The following is a 15586-nucleotide window of genomic DNA, read 5'->3' on the forward strand; positions in this document are numbered from 1 at the left end:
TCGTGGACACGACCGGCAGCAACGGGACCGCTCCCACCGCGGCCGACGCGGGCGGCACCGAGGCCAAGCGCGGGGTGCTGCAACGGCTCTACACCGGCACCGGCGCGTTCGACATCGTCGGCAAGCGCAAGTACTGGTACGTCGTCCTCGGGGCGCTGATGCTGGTCTCCGCCCTCTTCGTGGGTGTCAAGGGCTTCAACCTCAGCATCGAGTTCGAGGGCGGCACCAACATCTCGATGCCGGCTCAGGGCGCCTCCGGGCAGATCACCACCACCGAGGTCGAGAACTCCTTCCAGGAGGCGCTCGGCTCCGAGCCGTCCTCCGTGCAGCTGGTGGGCAGCGGCGGCAGCCAGACGGTGCAGATCAACACCGAGAAGCTCTCGCAGGCCGATCTGGTCAAGGTCAAGTCGGCCCTGTTCGAGGACCTGCGTCCCCTGGGAACCAACGGTCAGCCCAGCGCCGACGCGATCAGCGACAGCGCCGTCAGCGGCACCTGGGGCAGTGAGATCACCCAGCAGGCACTGATCGCGCTGGCGGTGTTCCTCGTGCTGGTCACCGTGTTCCTCGCGTTCTACTTCGAGCGGTGGATGGCGGTCGGGGCGCTCGTGGCGCTGCTGCACGACGTGCTGGTCACCGCGGGCATCTACTCGATGACCGGGTTCCAGGTCAGCCCCAGTACGGTGATCGGTCTGCTCACCATCCTCGGTTTCTCGCTGTACGACACGGTCGTGGTCTTCGACAAGGTGAAGGAGAACACCTCCGGTCTGCTGAGCACGAGTCGCCGCACCTACCCCGAGGCGGCCAACCTGGCCGTCAACCAGTCGCTGATGCGCTCGATCAACACTTCGGTCATCGCGCTGCTGCCGGTGCTCGGTCTGCTGGTCGTCGGCGCGGGACTGCTGGGTGTGGGCGTGCTGCGGGATCTCGCGCTGGTGCAGGGCGTCGGCATGCTCGCGGGTGTGCTCTCCTCGCTGTTGCTGGCCACGCCCCTGCTGGTGGACCTGAAGATGCGCGAGTCCAAGTACCGAGCTCACGCGGAGAAGGTCGCCCAGCGCAGGCGCAACCGGAACCAGGAGGGCTCCAACACCGTCAACGGGGCCACCGCCGAGGCCGACTCGGTCGAGAGCACGCGCCACGCAGGCAACGGAACAGGTGGCGCGAAGCTGGCCGGGGCCGGTGCTTCCGGTGCGCCCAACCCGGGCACGGCCCGACCCTCCGGGAAGGCCGGGCGCCGTTCGTCCGGCAGGAAGCGGCGGTGACCCTACGCCGGTCGCCGGAGGTGTCTTTCGTTTTCCGGTGATCGGCGCGACCGGTCACCGGCAGCGGCCGGAAGGTCCGTTTCGAAGCCGCGTGGGGACCGCTCGGCGCGGCGCCGGCTCTCCCGGGAAGGCTCACGGGGTTCGCAGCGTTATGCTCGGTGTCCGGGTCGTCGCACCGGAACGCAGGGACGTTTTCGAGTGCGGAGAACGGACCCGGGCCGAGCGGATCCTCGAATACCCGGGAGCGTGCTGTGAGCCAAGAAGTCGAGTCTCCAGCTGGCGGGGGCCAACCGCCCGCGCAGCGACCGGCCTCGGCCACTCGGCGGGTACGCGCGCGGTTGGCCCGGCGTATCACCGCGCAGCGGCCCACGCAGGTCAAACAGGTGCTGGAACCGTTGGCCTCGGTCCACCGCGAGATGCATCCGCAGGCGGACCTGGAGCTGCTGCAGTACGCCTACGACATCGCCGAGGAACAACACAGCGATCAGCGGCGCAAGTCCGGCGATCCCTACATCACGCATCCGCTCGCGGTGGCGACGATCCTCGCCGAGCTGGGGATGGACACCACCACGCTGGTGGCGGCGCTGCTGCACGACACGGTCGAGGACACCGACTATCCGCTGGACCGGCTGCGCGCGGACTTCGGCGAGGAGGTGGCCCACCTCGTCGACGGCGTGACCAAGCTCGACAAGGTCAAGCTGGGCAACGCGGCCGAGGCCGAGACCATCCGCAAGATGGTCATCGCGATGGCCCGCGACCCGAGGGTGGTGGTGATCAAGCTCGCCGACCGGCTGCACAACATGCGGACCATGCGTTTCCTGCCGCCCGAGAAGCAGGTCCGCAAGGCTCGTGAGACCCTCGAGGTCCTCGCGCCGCTGGCCCACCGGCTCGGCATGGCCACCATCAAGTGGGAGCTGGAGGACCTGGCCTTCGCGATCCTGCAGCCCAAGAAGTACGACGAGATCGTCCGGCTGGTCGCCAACCGCGCCCCCTCCAGGGACACCTACCTGCGCACCGTGGTCGACGAGCTGTCGTCGAACCTGAACGCGGCGCGGCTCTCGGCGAAGGTGGAGGGGCGGCCCAAGCACTACTACTCGATCCACCAGAAGATGATCGTGCGTGGTCGTGACTTCGACGACATCCACGATCTGGTGGGGGTGCGCATCCTGGTCGACCAGGTGCGGGACTGCTACGCGGCGATGGGCGTGGTGCACGCGCTGTGGCAGCCGATGCCGGGGCGATTCAAAGACTACATCGCCCAGCCCAAGTTCGGCGTCTACCAGTCGCTGCACACCACCGTGGTCGGTCCGGAGGGCAAGCCGCTGGAGGTGCAGATCCGTACCGAGGAGATGCACCGCACGGCCGAGTACGGCATCGCGGCCCACTGGCGCTACAAGGAGACCAAGGGCCGCGGCCGCGGCACCGGCGTCGAGATCGACGAGATGGCCTGGATGCGTCAGCTGCTCGACTGGCAGCGCGAGGCCGCCGATCCCGGTGAGTTCCTGGAGTCACTACGCTACGACCTCAACACCAGAGAGATCTTCGTGTTCACTCCCAAGGGGGACGTGATCACGCTGCCCGCAGGATCCACCCCGGTCGACTTCGCCTACGCGGTGCACACCGAGGTGGGACACCGCTGCATCGGCTCCCGCGTCAACGGCAGACTCGTCGCGCTCGAGCGGAAACTGGAGAACGGCGAGGTCGTCGAGATCTTCACCTCCAAGGCCGAGGGGTCGGGTCCGAGTCGGGACTGGCTCTCCTTCGTGGCCTCGCCGCGCGCCAAGACCAAGATCAAGCAGTGGTTCGCCAAGGAGCGGCGCGAGGAGGCCATCGAATCCGGCAAGCAGGCCATCGCCAAGGAGCTGCGCAGGCTTGGCCTGCCGGTGCAACGACTGGTCTCTGCCGATTCGATCGGGTCGGTGGCCAAGGAGCTGCACTACACTGACGTGACCGCTTTGTACGCGGCGGTCGGGGAACGCCAGGTGTCGGCCCACCACGTGGTGCAGCGGCTGGTCGCCTCGTTCGGCGGGGTCGAGCAGGCCGAGGACGAGATCGCGGAGCGTTCCACGCCCTCCACGGTGCAGCAGCAGCGCCGCAGTTCCGGGGACTCCGGAGTGCGAGTGGAGGGGGCCAACGCGGGCGAGATCTGGGCGAAGCTCGCGCGTTGCTGCACCCCGGTTCCGGGGGACGAGATCCTCGGCTTCGTCACACGCGGCGGTGGTGTCAGCGTGCACCGCACCGACTGCAACAACGCCGAGGAACTGCGTTCCAAGCCGGAACGGCTGGTGGACGTCTACTGGGCCCCTTCCAATTCCTCGGTTTTCCTGGTGGCCATCCAGGTCGAGGCGCTGGACCGGCACCGGCTGCTTTCGGACGTGACGAAGGTGCTGGCCGACGAGAAGGTCAACATCCTGTCCGCCTCGGTGACCACTTCCAAGGACCGGGTGGCGGTCAGCCGGTTCTCCTTCGAGATGGGCGACCCCAAGCACCTGGGGCACGTGCTCAAGGCGGTGCGAAACATCGAGGGTGTCTACGACGTGTACCGCATGACCTCCGCTGCTTGACCGTCGCTCGATCCGGCTGTGTGGCGGTGCGGGTGGCGGAATCTCCGGCGCGGGCGGCGCCCGGGAGCGAGCACATCGAGTAGGTACTACGCCAGGTGCCCGCTGTCCTCGCGGCGCCGACGCCGGAGAACCCGGGGCGGTGCGGGCTGCGGCAGTGGTGGAAGCTCGCCCCCGCGTCGAAGCGGCGCGGCGATTTCGTGTGAAATCCACGCGGTCCGGGCCGCACCACGCCCGCGTGGCCCGGGCCACGCGGGCGTTCCCCGATGTTCCGGGCCGGGGCAGGGTTTCCCGGGTCAGGACTTCACGGTCACCTTCTCGAAGGTGACCTTCTTGTTGGGGTGCCCGCCGCCCGCCGTCGAGAACGCGCCGTCGTGGCCTGCCCGGGCGACCTCGTCGACCACCTTCAGTCCCTCTTCCGACACGGTGCCGAACACCGTGTACCTGGAGTCCAGCGGTGCCTCGCCGTAGACGATGAAGAACTGGCTGCCGTTGGTGTCGGCACCGGAGTTGGCCATCGCCAGGTAGCCGCGCCCGTACTGGATGTCCGAGTACGTCTCGTCGTCGAACTGGTAACCGGGTCCGCCGCTGCCCTTGCCCGTCGGGTCACCGCACTGCAGCATCTGCAACCCGGAGGTGGACAGGCGATGGCAGGGAGTGTCGTCGTAGAACCCCGCCTCGGCGAGGTGGACGAAGCTGTTGACCGCGCAGGGCGCCAGGGAGCGGTCCAGCGTGATCGGGATGGTGCCCACGTTCGCCTCGATCGTGGCCTTGACGGTTCCCTTCGACGAGACCTCTCCGTCCTCGGGCGGCTCCACCGGCTTGGCCGGTTCGCCCTTCGGACGGTAGGTGCACGAAACCTGGTCCGGCAGGGGCTCGGGCCGGCTCGGCGCGGGGGCGAGTTCGGTCGGTATGGAGATCTGCTCCGAGTCCGACTGCTCGGACGGTGCCGTGGTGCTCGGCGGGGGGCTCGCGGCGCTGTCGCCCCCACCGCCGGTGCGCGTCAGGAAGTAGACCCCGACCACCGCCGCGATCACCACGACGATCGTGGTCGTCACCGCCACGGTCCGGCGTCTGCGGGCCTGCTCTTCCCTACGAGCGAGCTGACGTTCCAGCTTGCTCTTGGCTGCCTGGCGACGTTGTTCGTTGCTGGACACCTGTTCCCACTCCGCGATCGGGGTCGGTCGGTTCGTCCCGGGGACGTGCCACGGGACCACGTTTTCCGGGGAGTGTAGAACGGCCCGGTGTGCGAAAACCGTGAGACCGCACGACTAGGCTGGGAGCACTGGAGTGACCCGGATGGCCCCTCGGTGAGTGGCGGGGCGGTCCTCGGTCGCCGAAGTTTCCGGGTCGTACGTCCCCTAACGCTGAAGAGGTAGCACCCCGTGCTTGTTGTTGGTTTCCCCGTCGGACAGCTCCAGGCGAACTGCTACGTGCTCGCGCCGCACGAGGGCGGTGAGTGCGTGGTGGTGGATCCGGGGCAGGACGCCGTCGAGGCGGCGCGCGAGCAGCTGGACAACCACGGGCTCACCCCCGTGGGGGTGCTGTTGACCCACGGGCATTTCGACCACGTGTTCTCCGCGGGGGAACTGTGCGAGTCCTACGGGATACCCGCCTGGGTGCATCCGGCGGACCGCTACATGCTCTCCGATCCCGGTGCCGCGCTCGGCCCCGAGGGTCGGCAGTTGTTCGACGGCGTGTCGGTGAAGGTTCCGGGCGACCTGCGCGAGCTGTCCGGTGACACCGTGTTGAAACTGGCGGGCATGGAGTTCGACGTGCGCCCGGCTCCCGGCCACACGGGTGGCTCCGTGCTGTTCGGGACGACCACCGAGGAGGGGGGACGGCTGTTGCTGACCGGCGACACGCTGTTCGCGGGAGCGATCGGCCGCACCGATCTGCCGGGAGGAGACCACGAACGGATGCTGGAGACACTCCGCGGCGAGATTCTGCCGCGTCCCGACGACACGGCGGTGCTCCCGGGACACGGCACCACCACGACCGTAGGACGTGAGCGCGCGGGCAACCCGTTCCTGCGGGGGCTGGGTACATCCGACGACGCGGTGGACTGACGGCCCGTGACAGCGAACCAGGACCGACGAGACCAGAAGAAGTCAGCATGAGCACGTTTGCCGCCCCCAAGGGCATTCCCGAGTACTACCCCCCGGAATCCGCGCGGTTCCTCGCGGTGCGCGAAACCCTCGGCGAAGCGGCACGCCGAGCCGGGTACGGCTACATCGAACTGCCGTTGTTCGAGGACACCGCGCTGTTCGCACGCGGGGTGGGTGAATCCACCGACGTGGTCACCAAGGAGATGTACACCTTCCCGGACCAGGGCGGACGTTCGATCACGTTGCGCCCCGAGGGAACGGCGGGGGTGATCCGCTCGGTCATCGAGCACGGGCTCGACCGAGGGCAGTTGCCGCTCAAGCTGTACTACAGCGGAGCGTTCTTCCGGTACGAACGGCCGCAGGCCGGGCGGTACCGTCAGTTGCAGCAGGTCGGGGTGGAGGCCATCGGCGTGGACGACCCCGCCCTGGACGCCGAGGTGATCGCCATCGCCGACGAGGGGTACCGCAGGCTGGGCCTGACCGGGCACCGCATCGAGCTCACCTCGTTGGGTGATGACAGCTGTCGCCCGGAGTACCGTGCCAAGCTGCAGGAATTCCTGCGGGGGCTGCCGCTGGACGAGGAGACCCGCCGTCGGGTGGAGCTCAATCCGCTGCGGGTGCTCGACGACAAGCGGCCGGAGGTCCGCGAGATGGTCGCCGACGCCCCGTTGATGGCCGACCATCTCTCCCAGCAGGCCGCCGAGCACTACGAGCGGGTCAAGACGCACCTGCGGGACCTCGGCGTGCCGTTCACCGAGAACCCCCGCCTGGTCCGTGGCCTGGACTACTACACCAAGACCACCTTCGAGTTCGTCCACGACGGTCTCGGGGCGCAGTCCGGTATCGGCGGGGGCGGTCGTTACGACGGACTGATGGCCGACCTCGGCGGGGCGGAACTGTCCGGAGTGGGATTCGGGCTCGGGCTGGACCGCACCATGCTCGCCTGCGAGGTGGAGGGAGTCCACCCCGGTGATCAGTCCCGCTGCGACATCTACTGCGTGCCCCTCGGGGAGCAGGCGAAACGGCGACTGGTCTCGTTGGCCGGACAGCTGCGCCACGCCGGGATCCGGGTGGAGGTGGCCTACGGCGGCAAGGGGCTCAAGGGAGCCATGAAGGCCGCCGACCGCTCCGGGGCCCGCTACGCGCTGGTGCTGGGGGAGCGGGATCTGGCCGAGGACTCGGTACAGCTGAAGGATCTGGCCGGCGGGCAGCAGGAGAGCGTGCCGCTGTCCGCTGTGGTCGAGAAGGCGCGGACGGTGCTGTCCGGATGAGCGAGGAACAGTCCCAGGAGGCCGTCCCGCTGGATCTGCTCGATCGCCGTGTGGTCCGCAGGCGGGCGATCAGCGTGGCGATCGCCGCTGTCGTGGTCGGTGCGGCGATCGGCGGCATCGCCGGGCTGTTCGCCGGAACCGCCGGTTTCTTCGTTCCGATGACCGTGCTGGCGTTGCCGCTGCTGCTGATGGCTTTCGGCGAGGCGCGGAAGACCTACTGGCTGCGTGGCAGCGAAGTGGCCGCGCGTGCCTTCGGCACGCGTCGGGTGGACCTCTCGCGGGCCACCGCGTTGGACGTGCTGATCACCGACATCAGGGGCACCCGCACGATCAGTCTGGTGGTCACCGGCCCACCCCGGCATCGCACGTTGAACGTGGCGCTGGCGATGTACGCGGGCACCGGTGGCAAGGAACTCGGGATCTACCCGCTGCGGCGGCTGGCCGACACGCTGGCGGGGACCGGGGACACCCGCGCGCTGGTGCTCTCGGAACTGATCGTGGCACAGCTCAAGGCGGAGGCACGCGGCGACGCCGCCGCTGACCGTCCGCTGTACAGACTGGCCTCGGCGGTCCCCGGTGGCGGTGTGGCTCGGCGGGTCTCCAACACCGATGTGGCGAAGTTCGTGGCCATGCTGGACTGAACCCGCCGTTTCCGGGGAGCGGGACACGGCTTCCGGTTCGACACCGACCGCGGGATGGCCGATCGCGACGGCTCAGCGGTGCGGCCGGGAGCAGCGCCGTGGTTCCCAGCCGCCGAGCACCGCACGAGCGGCTCCCTCCGCCGCGGCCCGGCGCACGACCCCGACGATCCCCGAGACCCCGTCCTGGGGGCTTGACTCGGATCGCGAGGTGTCGCCGTGACGGTTCGCCCCGTTCTCGCCGAGCACCACCGCGGCGGCTATGGCCGTGGTCAGCGGAACGGCCGCGATGATCCCCAGGCTTCCCACCAGGGTGCGCACCACTTCCTGGGCGACGTCCTGGGTCGTGGCGATCTCGCCGAAGGACTGCCCGGACAGCGTGTAGGTCAGCAGCAGCGGCAGGGCCGTGCCCGTGTAGGCCAGTACGAGCGTGTTCACCGAGGAAGCGACGTGGTCGCGGCCGATCCGCAGCGCGGCCGAGTAGAGCTCCTTCCAACGCAGTCCGGGGTCGGCGTGGTGCAGCTCCCACACCGCGCTGGTCTGGGTGACGGTGACGTCGTCGAGCACTCCCAGCGCGCCGATCACCACTCCCGCCAGCAGCAGTCCCCGCGCGTCGATGTCGTGTCCGAGGGCACCTATCAGCGCCGAGGTGGACTCGTCCAGTCCGGTCAGCCGGGTCAGGCCCGCGAATGCCGTGCTGAGCAGGCCGATCAGGGTCAGGCTCACCAGTGTTCCCAGCACGGCGGTGGAGGTGCGTGCCGAGAGACCGTGCGTGATGTACAGCGCGCAGAACATGATCAGCCCCGCGCCCACCACGGCGACGGCCACGGGGTTCGCCCCGGCCAGGATCGCCGGGAGCACGAATCCGGTCAGCACGCCGCAGGTCAGCGCGAGCGCCAGCAGCGAGGCCGCTCCCCGGAGCCGTCCCAGCGCGAGCACCGCCGCGCCGAACAGGCCGACGAGGAGCAGCAGCCAACCACCCCGCTGGTAGTCCACTATCCGGTACGAGGTGGATTCCCGGGGCGAGTCGCCGGAGTAGGAGAGCACGACCTCGTCTCCCACCGCGAACTCCGGGGTGGTCGGTTCTCTCGGAAGCCGTTGTTCGATCGTGCGCCCGGACGCCGGACCGCTTCGCAGCTCGACGCGGAGCAGCACACAGTGCTCCCCGTCGCCGGTGCGCTGCCCGGTGGTCGCGCCCGTGGTGCAGGAAGCGGCACGCGCCGCGACCACGGAGCCGTCCACCGGGTCACGGGTGAATCCCTGCCTGGCCTCGGGCGTCGAGTCCTGCCCGAACGGGTAGAGCAGCACGGCGCCGAGCACGGCGGCCAGCGCGAACGGCGCCAGCACCGCGGTCAGCAGCCGTCTGGTGCGTCGCGAGGAGGGTGGAGGCGAGTGCCCGTGACCGTGACCGTGCCCGGCTGGAGGGACGCAGGTCGAGTCGTTCGCGGAGTCCTCGAGAGCGGGCACCGGATCATGGTAAGTCCGCTCCCTCCGGTGAGTTCCGCGCCTTCGGTCGGTCCGGTTGTAAGCGGCGTGTCAGCCCCGAATCAGCTCGTCGTGCCATCAAGGAACGACAACGCCGGGAACCGATTGGAGAGCGCGTCATGCGAGCCGACGGGGATGGTCGTTCCTTGGTTCGACGGTTCGACGAGGAAGTGAACAATCCGGGGCTGGAGACGTTGCGGCACGTGCTTGGCGGGAACGCCGGTGAACGTGCCGCTGGAATGCTGCCCGCGGCGGTCGGGCAGGAGCACGCGGCGCTGTGCGCGCAGCAGCGCGTGTTCACCGTCCTGTCGAGCAGGTTCGACGACTCCGGTCCCGCCGGGTTCTTCCTGGCGCTGGCTTCGGCGGCCGTTTCGAGTCGTGTCCGCTTGACACGACTGGTCGAGGGGGAACCTGGATTCTCCTCGTGGGGCCGGAGCCGGTCTCCGGCGGGGATTCGTTCCTTCGAACGGGTGCTCTGCCGTTCCGCGCTGCTCGGTGGCCGTGCCGAAGTGGCCGCGGCGTTCCGCGTCGCGCAGATCTCCTGGGGAAAGCAGTGTGCTCTCTTCGCGAACGCGCTGCGTTCCGAGGACGACTTCGCCACCGCCTTCGCGGACTACTTCGCCGCCTACGCGGAACCTCCGCGAGCGCTGCTGGAGCAGGCCGTCGAGGTGGTGGAGGTCGGGCTGGCCGACGGTGAGGACCCCTCGGCCGTTTCCGCCGCCGTCGAGGACTTCCGGATGAGCCTGTCCGACTTCTGGTTGCTGGCCGCCTCATCGCCGATGAAGGAGCCGATCCGTGACGACCGCGAATTCGCCGAATCCGGTGTGGCCCCGACACTTGTTCGATAGATTCACGTCCCCGTGAAGTCCTGGGGTGGTCCCGTTGGGGGAATCATACCGCTCGTGAGGAATTGGCGTTCGTCGGAGTTCGGGTCGCCGCTCCGGTGAATCGGCGTCTTTTGTCGCCGCGAAATCCGGAGAACTCTCCGTGCCCACCGGGGTACCCGGACGGTGCGCTCGACACCCCACCGTGGGAGTCCGAGCTCTCCCGCTCTCCTGGATGTCATCGATGTTCCCGGACTCCCTCCCGGTGGTGGGGACCGACTCCGAGGCGAGAGAGGACGGGCCGGTCATTCGGCCGCCGCCGCTCGTGGAGTTCGCCTTCGACGTCGTTGATCGCTATTTTTGCTCACGAAGAGTGAGGTGAAAATCAAATTTCATATTTGATCAAGTTTTTGTTTCACTCTTTCGGAGTATGGGTGGCGAGGTTTTTCGTGTGTAGTATTGCTGGCAAGGAGTTAAAAGTGAAGCATCTTTTAGATTTTGGGAAGTCACGAGTTTCGCGGGCTTGGCCTCGGGTTTCAGGTGTATCCTGCATCCAAACGTTGAGGGCGTGTTTTTGTTTTCGTGGGTGATATTTTCTTGCTTGATGTTTTGTTCGACAGGAGAATCCAGTGATTCTTTTTCGTCTTCTTGGTTCGGTCGAGATGTGTGGTCACGACGGAGAGCCGAAACCTATTTCGGGAGTGCAGCGCCGCGCGCTGTTCGCCCTGTTGCTCTTCAACGCCGGGAAAACGGTCAGTTGTGAGCAACTGATAAGTGAGCTGTGGCCCTCGGGCGTGCCTTCCTGCGGCGCTAACGCCTTGCAGGCGCACATGACGCGACTGCGTCGTGACCTGGAGCGGTGCTTCGGTGTCGAGGAAGCCGCTACCCGGCTGCCGAGCAGTCGTGCCGGATACTCGGTTCACGTCGGCCCGGGCGAGCTCGATCTGGAGGTTTTCGACACGCTGCGTGCGGAGGCACGGGCGATCTCCGAGAGTGATCCGGCCGCGGCGGCGGAAATGCTGCGGCAGGCGCTGGCACTGTGGCGAGGGCCGGCTCTGTACGACGTCCGCGATCGGACCTCCTGTCTGTACGCGGCGGCGATGCAGGAAGAGGAGCACTACGCGCTGACGCTGGAAGAACTGGTGGAACTCGAACTCAGGCAGGGAAATCACGAACGGATGATCGGTTGGCTGAAGGCGTTGACCGAGCGGTACCCGTATCGGGAGAAGTTGCTCGAACAACTGATCGTGGCTCTCGGTGGTACCGGTCGCAAGGTCGAGGCCACGGACCTGTTCCGCAGGATGCGCTCCGAGATGGTGGAGCAGTTCGGGGTGGATCCTTCGGGCAGACTCAGCAGGGCCGTTCAGAGCATGCTGGAGGACGACCTCGCCGCCGAGAGATGATGTTCCATTCGCCGGGCCCGTGGCCGGCCAGGAACCCGAATGGTCGGGGCGGGGCCGCTCTCGTCTCGTGTGCGGCGGTCGCTGACCTGGCCGCGTGCGTCCGTCTCGGGGAGTCGTGCTCGCGGTGCCGGGGTTCGCCCCGGTCCGCCCCGGGCGTCTTCGCACGCTGGACATTTGTTCGAATGTGTGTTCGAATGAGGTCGTGCGTTGGGAGAGGCAGCGGATCACTCCGCCGGACGGTCGCTCGGGTACCGCCGACAGCGACTTCACAGGTGGTGGGACTCCGGAACTCGATCTGGGGATCTCCCCGGAGCCCGCACGCGGCGGCGTTCGCGGGGTGGGCGCGGGACTGCGGCTGCCGGAGTCGGTGCCGATCGAGGCGGGGACGCAGGACGCCTACGCCATCGAGGTTCGCGCGAAGTCGATCCTCAATCGCGTTCCCGGGGACTCCCACGTGCCGTTCCAGTGGACCCTGAACCCGTACCGGGGCTGCGGGCACGCGTGCCGCTACTGCTTCGCACGCAACACCCACACCTATCTCGATCTGGACGCCGGGCACGACTTCGACAGCAAGATCGTGGTCAAGGTCAACGCCGGACGACTGCTTCGCGGCGAGCTGGCGAGCCCGAAGTGGCGCGGTGATCCGGTGGCCATGGGGACCAATACCGACCCCTACCAGCGCGCCGAGGGGCGCTACGGTCTGATGCGCGAGATCATCACCGCGCTGACCGAACGAGCCAACCCGTTCTCGATCCTCACCAAGGGGACGCTGATCCTGCGCGATCTGGACCTCATCGAGTCGGCGGCGGAAGTGACCGACGTTTCGATCGCGGTCTCGATCGGTTCGCTCGACGAGCGGCTCTGGCGCAAGGTCGAACCCGGTACACCCGCCCCCGCCAGAAGGCTGGAGGTGGTCCGGCGGTTCGCCGAGGCCGGAGTGGGGTGCTCGGTGCTGATGGCTCCCATCCTGCCGGGGCTGAGCGATTCCGCCGAGCACATCGAGCACACGGTGGCGGCCCTCGCGGAGGCCGGGGCGAGGAGCATCACCCCCTTGCCGCTCCACCTGCGTCCCGGTGCCCGGGAGTGGTACCGCGCCTGGCTGCAGCGTGAGTATCCCTCGCTGGTGCCGCTCTACGCGCGGCTGTACCGGGAGGGCTCCTATGTTCCCGAGTCGTACCAGCGGGAGGTGATCGATCTGGTGGAGCGGGCGAAACGGGCGCACGGGGTGCACCGGCCCTCCTTCGGTGCCGAGAGGGGGAGAGCTCGTGGGGAAGGCGCTGGCGGCACCGAAGCGGAACCCCAGCAACTCAGCCTGCTCTGAGGTTCCATTCCCGACCGGAGAGGACCAGCCTTCTTCTCCGTCAGTGGTGCGGGATCGGTGGAGGCAGGCGTCAGTGCCGTGTCATTCCCGTGTCCAGGTGCGCCGCTGGTAAGAGAGCGTGACAGAGACACGTTCCTCGGATGGCGGAGACCTGATGGCCACTCCCGAACACGAGATATTCCGTCGCGAGGAGGATCTTTCGGCGGCCCGCTTTCGGTTCGTCTCCGAAGAGCTGCCGATCTCCGACCGCGACCGACTCGTGTCCGAACTGGCCCGCGAGACGGGCGACCGTGCGAGCACGATGCTGGGATTCCAGGTGAACGAGACCCCGAAGGACTTCCGGAGGCCGGACGCGCTGTTGCGGTACCACGCGAGCAACGCGGGCGATCCCGAGGTCGACGTGGGCTCGCTCGTCCGGCTGGTGGAGTTCTTCGCCGCGCGGGGACACTCGGTGGTGGTGAACTTCGACTACGGTGCCACTTCGAACGGTGCCTTCGACGACGTCGAACGGGTGTGCCGCGCGTTGCGCCCCGTCCTGGTCGAACACGGCATGTACGGTGACGGTGGATCGGATCGGCGGTACTGGTTCCATATGGACGGTGCCTTCGGGGCCGCTTACATGCCGTATCCGGAAACGGGGTTCGAACGGGGCATGACACGGCGGTGCGGCCCGGTGTTCGACTTCCGTGTCCCGAGGTGTGTTCGATCGTGTGCAGTGGAAACAAGTATTTCGGCATGCCGTGGCCGTGCGGAGTTTACCGCACCAGGTGCGAGTTCTTCGGAAAATCCGGGAAAACAATAATCGGATCTCCGGAAAACACGCTCGGCGGCTTCCGCGACGCGCTGATTCCGGTGTTCCTCTGGTACGAGATCGCCGGTACTTCCATCAGGCAACTAACGTTCTCGGTGCTTTCGTGCCTGCGGACGGCAGATCATGCCGAGCACCGGCTGCGAGAACTCGACGGGGAACCGCGTAAACGAGGAGGGCGGACTCGACGTCGAACGTGCACCGCTCTCGTTGAGTGTTCGGTTCCGCGAACCGGACGCGGAGATCATGGTCGAGTACGTCCTGCCGGAGTTCGTTCTCCTCGAAGAGGAGATCTCGGATCACGCGCATCTGTACGTCCTTCCCCGCCTGGACGAGCGGTCGGTGGACGCGCTCGTGTGGGATCCGCGGGCCGGGACTCGGGGTTCCTGGTGGCGGTGTGACCATCTGTTTCGTAGTGGCATCCGCCGTTCGGGGGCCTCGCGACGCCCCGATCGCGCTTCGCGTGCTGTGGGATCATTACCGCGATGCCCCCCGTTGTGGAGGACTCACTCGCCAAAGGGGAGAACGGCCCGATCGGTTCGGTGCCGACCGAGGTGTTTTTCGGGGCGGTTTCGTTCTTCCGACAGTGTCGAAGGTGTTTTCTTTGCGCCGGCGGAAGCGCGTTCGGCCAAAAGTGATTGCCGTTGAGCGGATCATGTTCCGTGCGGTGTCTTGATGATCTCTCCGGTGTCGGAATATTCCAAGGGGGGATGGAATATTCCTGTCTGGTTGATTCACACGTTTGGAGTCTGGCTCCCGGGTCGTTTCGTCCATATTATTCATTTCGCTCGGTTCCCGGCGAACGGGAAATGTTCGTGTGGCGGTACCACCGGACCGAACGAACGAAAAACCGACACCCACGGCGAGGAGCGGCACCTCGCGGGCGGAGTTCGCGCGGTCGTTGTCACCGCGAATCCGTCCCGGAGAGTTCGGGTGTCTTTCAGTCGGGAAAACTTGCCCCACAACGGCGCGATCGCGATCCGTTGATCTCTTTCGAGCGGAGCGAACCGATGATTCGATTCCGGGTTTTCGGCCAGGTGCGGATGTGTGACAGCAATGGGCGGTCGATCGAGGTCTGTGGAGTGCACCGAAGAACGCTGCTGGCCTTGCTGCTGCTCAGTGCGGGAAAGGTGGTTCCGCGCGAACAGTTGGTGGAGCAGCTGTGGGGCGGTGCGCCTCCGCAGGGCGAGACCAACGCCCTGCAGGCGCACATCGCACGACTGCGCAGGGATCTGGAGCGGTGTTTCGGTCCCGGGGAAGGAGCGAGGCGACTGTCCACCAGCACCTTCGGGTACTCACTGCACGTCGAGCAGGGCGAGCTCGACCTGGAAGTCTTCGACACGCTGCGGCTCACCGCGCGGCAGGTCGCCGACGCGGATTCCCCGGCGGCCACGGAGATGCTGCAACAGGCCGTCGAACTCTGGGCGGGCCCCGCGTTCGCCGAGGTCCGTGAACGCAGCGCCCGGCTCTACGCCGCCGCCGTGCAGGCCGAGGAGCACTACGTGCTGGCGCTGGAGGAGTTCGTCGAGCTCAACCTGGAACGCGGTCACTACGACTGGGTGATCGGACGGTTGAAGGCGTTGACCACGCAGTATCCCTACCGGGAACGGCTGTTCGAGCAGCTGATCATCGCGCTCGGAAAGACCGGACGACGGGCCGAGGCCGCCGAGGTGTTCCGCCGGGTCCGCTCGGAGATGGTCAACGAGTTCGGTCTGGAGCCCTCCAGCGACCTCAATCGGGCCTTCCAGCACGCCTTGGAGGACGAGTAGGAGGGGCGCACGGGCCCTTGCCGAGAGCCGTGATGCCGGGGGTCCTCCCCCGGCGCCGCGGTGGGGGAGGAGGTGGGCGGACTCCCGCGGCCACCACCGGAGGTGACGGTGAACGCGCCTCCCGCCGCGCGGAGATCCC

The 15586-nt window shown here is 67.5% G+C and carries 12 protein-coding genes; 10 read left to right on the top strand and 2 right to left on the bottom strand.

The window, feature by feature from the left end:
• The first annotated feature begins 2 nt into the window (after nucleotides 1-2).
• Together secF and BLQ75_RS10075 are read left to right on the top strand one after the other, a co-directional pair.
• The gene (gene secF, locus BLQ75_RS24475; protein WP_092600905.1) at nucleotides 3-1259 is read left to right on the top strand and encodes a protein translocase subunit SecF; all 1257 of its coding nucleotides are present in this window, start codon (nucleotides 3-5) and stop codon (nucleotides 1257-1259) included.
• Nucleotides 1260-1510: 251 nt separating this feature from the next.
• Complete coding sequence (locus BLQ75_RS10075; protein ID WP_092600907.1) at nucleotides 1511-3823, top strand: RelA/SpoT family protein; 2313 nt, start codon at nucleotides 1511-1513, stop codon at nucleotides 3821-3823.
• A gap of 293 nt (nucleotides 3824-4116) precedes the next feature.
• Here BLQ75_RS10075 and BLQ75_RS10080 read toward each other — a convergent pair whose 3' ends face one another.
• On the bottom strand, nucleotides 4117-4977 hold the full coding sequence (locus BLQ75_RS10080; protein ID WP_092601090.1) for a peptidylprolyl isomerase: 861 nt from the start codon (nucleotides 4975-4977) through the stop codon (nucleotides 4117-4119).
• Nucleotides 4978-5205: 228 nt separating this feature from the next.
• Between BLQ75_RS10080 and BLQ75_RS10085 the strand changes: the two genes are divergently transcribed.
• From BLQ75_RS10085 to BLQ75_RS10095, 3 genes are read left to right on the top strand one after another with little or no spacing between them, the layout of a single operon-like run.
• The gene (locus BLQ75_RS10085; RefSeq protein ID WP_092600909.1) at nucleotides 5206-5889 is read left to right on the top strand and encodes an MBL fold metallo-hydrolase; all 684 of its coding nucleotides are present in this window, start codon (nucleotides 5206-5208) and stop codon (nucleotides 5887-5889) included.
• Between the two features lie 47 nt (nucleotides 5890-5936).
• Entirely contained in the window at nucleotides 5937-7199 is a 1263-nt protein-coding gene (gene hisS / locus BLQ75_RS10090; protein WP_092600911.1) for a histidine--tRNA ligase, read from the top strand.
• On the top strand, nucleotides 7196-7840 hold the full coding sequence (locus BLQ75_RS10095) for a hypothetical protein (protein ID WP_092600913.1): 645 nt from the start codon (nucleotides 7196-7198) through the stop codon (nucleotides 7838-7840). The genes hisS and BLQ75_RS10095 overlap by 4 nt, the downstream gene beginning before the upstream one ends.
• Nucleotides 7841-7912: 72 nt before the next feature.
• On the opposite strand, the gene BLQ75_RS10100 is transcribed toward BLQ75_RS10095, so the two are convergent.
• Complete coding sequence (locus BLQ75_RS10100; RefSeq protein ID WP_170837415.1) at nucleotides 7913-9304, bottom strand: YibE/F family protein; 1392 nt, start codon at nucleotides 9302-9304, stop codon at nucleotides 7913-7915.
• A 164-nt stretch (nucleotides 9305-9468) separates the two neighbouring features.
• Between BLQ75_RS10100 and BLQ75_RS10105 the strand changes: the two genes are divergently transcribed.
• The 5 genes from BLQ75_RS10105 to BLQ75_RS10125 all read left to right on the top strand — a co-directional run bounded on the left by BLQ75_RS10105 (nucleotide 9469) and on the right by BLQ75_RS10125 (nucleotide 15447).
• Entirely contained in the window at nucleotides 9469-10170 is a 702-nt protein-coding gene (locus BLQ75_RS10105) for a hypothetical protein (protein WP_170837416.1), read from the top strand.
• A gap of 677 nt (nucleotides 10171-10847) precedes the next feature.
• Nucleotides 10848-11549, top strand: a complete 702-nt coding sequence (locus BLQ75_RS10110) for an AfsR/SARP family transcriptional regulator (protein ID WP_244515404.1) — start codon at nucleotides 10848-10850, stop codon at nucleotides 11547-11549.
• Nucleotides 11550-11751: 202 nt separating this feature from the next.
• Complete coding sequence (locus BLQ75_RS10115; protein ID WP_211481278.1) at nucleotides 11752-12870, top strand: Rv2578c family radical SAM protein; 1119 nt, start codon at nucleotides 11752-11754, stop codon at nucleotides 12868-12870.
• A 154-nt stretch (nucleotides 12871-13024) separates the two neighbouring features.
• Nucleotides 13025-13672, top strand: coding sequence for a hypothetical protein (locus BLQ75_RS10120; protein ID WP_092600919.1), 648 nt, complete (start codon nucleotides 13025-13027; stop codon nucleotides 13670-13672).
• 1088 nt (nucleotides 13673-14760) lie between these two features.
• On the top strand, nucleotides 14761-15447 hold the full coding sequence (locus tag BLQ75_RS10125) for an AfsR/SARP family transcriptional regulator (protein WP_244515406.1): 687 nt from the start codon (nucleotides 14761-14763) through the stop codon (nucleotides 15445-15447).
• Nucleotides 15448-15586 lie beyond the last annotated feature (139 nt).

It is taken from the genome of Actinopolyspora xinjiangensis, from assembly GCF_900104475.1.
In the GTDB taxonomy this organism is placed as follows: Bacteria; Actinomycetota; Actinomycetes; order Mycobacteriales; family Pseudonocardiaceae; genus Actinopolyspora; species Actinopolyspora xinjiangensis.

Excerpts from the sequence above, each read along its gene's own strand:
- hisS (WP_092600911.1), top strand. The coding sequence starts at position 5,937 with ATGAGCACGTTTGCCGCCCCCAAGGGCATTCCCGAGTACTACCCCCCG.
- BLQ75_RS10095 (WP_092600913.1), top strand. The coding sequence starts at position 7,196 with ATGAGCGAGGAACAGTCCCAGGAGGCCGTCCCGCTGGATCTGCTCGAT.
- BLQ75_RS10120 (WP_092600919.1), top strand. The coding sequence starts at position 13,025 with ATGGCCACTCCCGAACACGAGATATTCCGTCGCGAGGAGGATCTTTCG.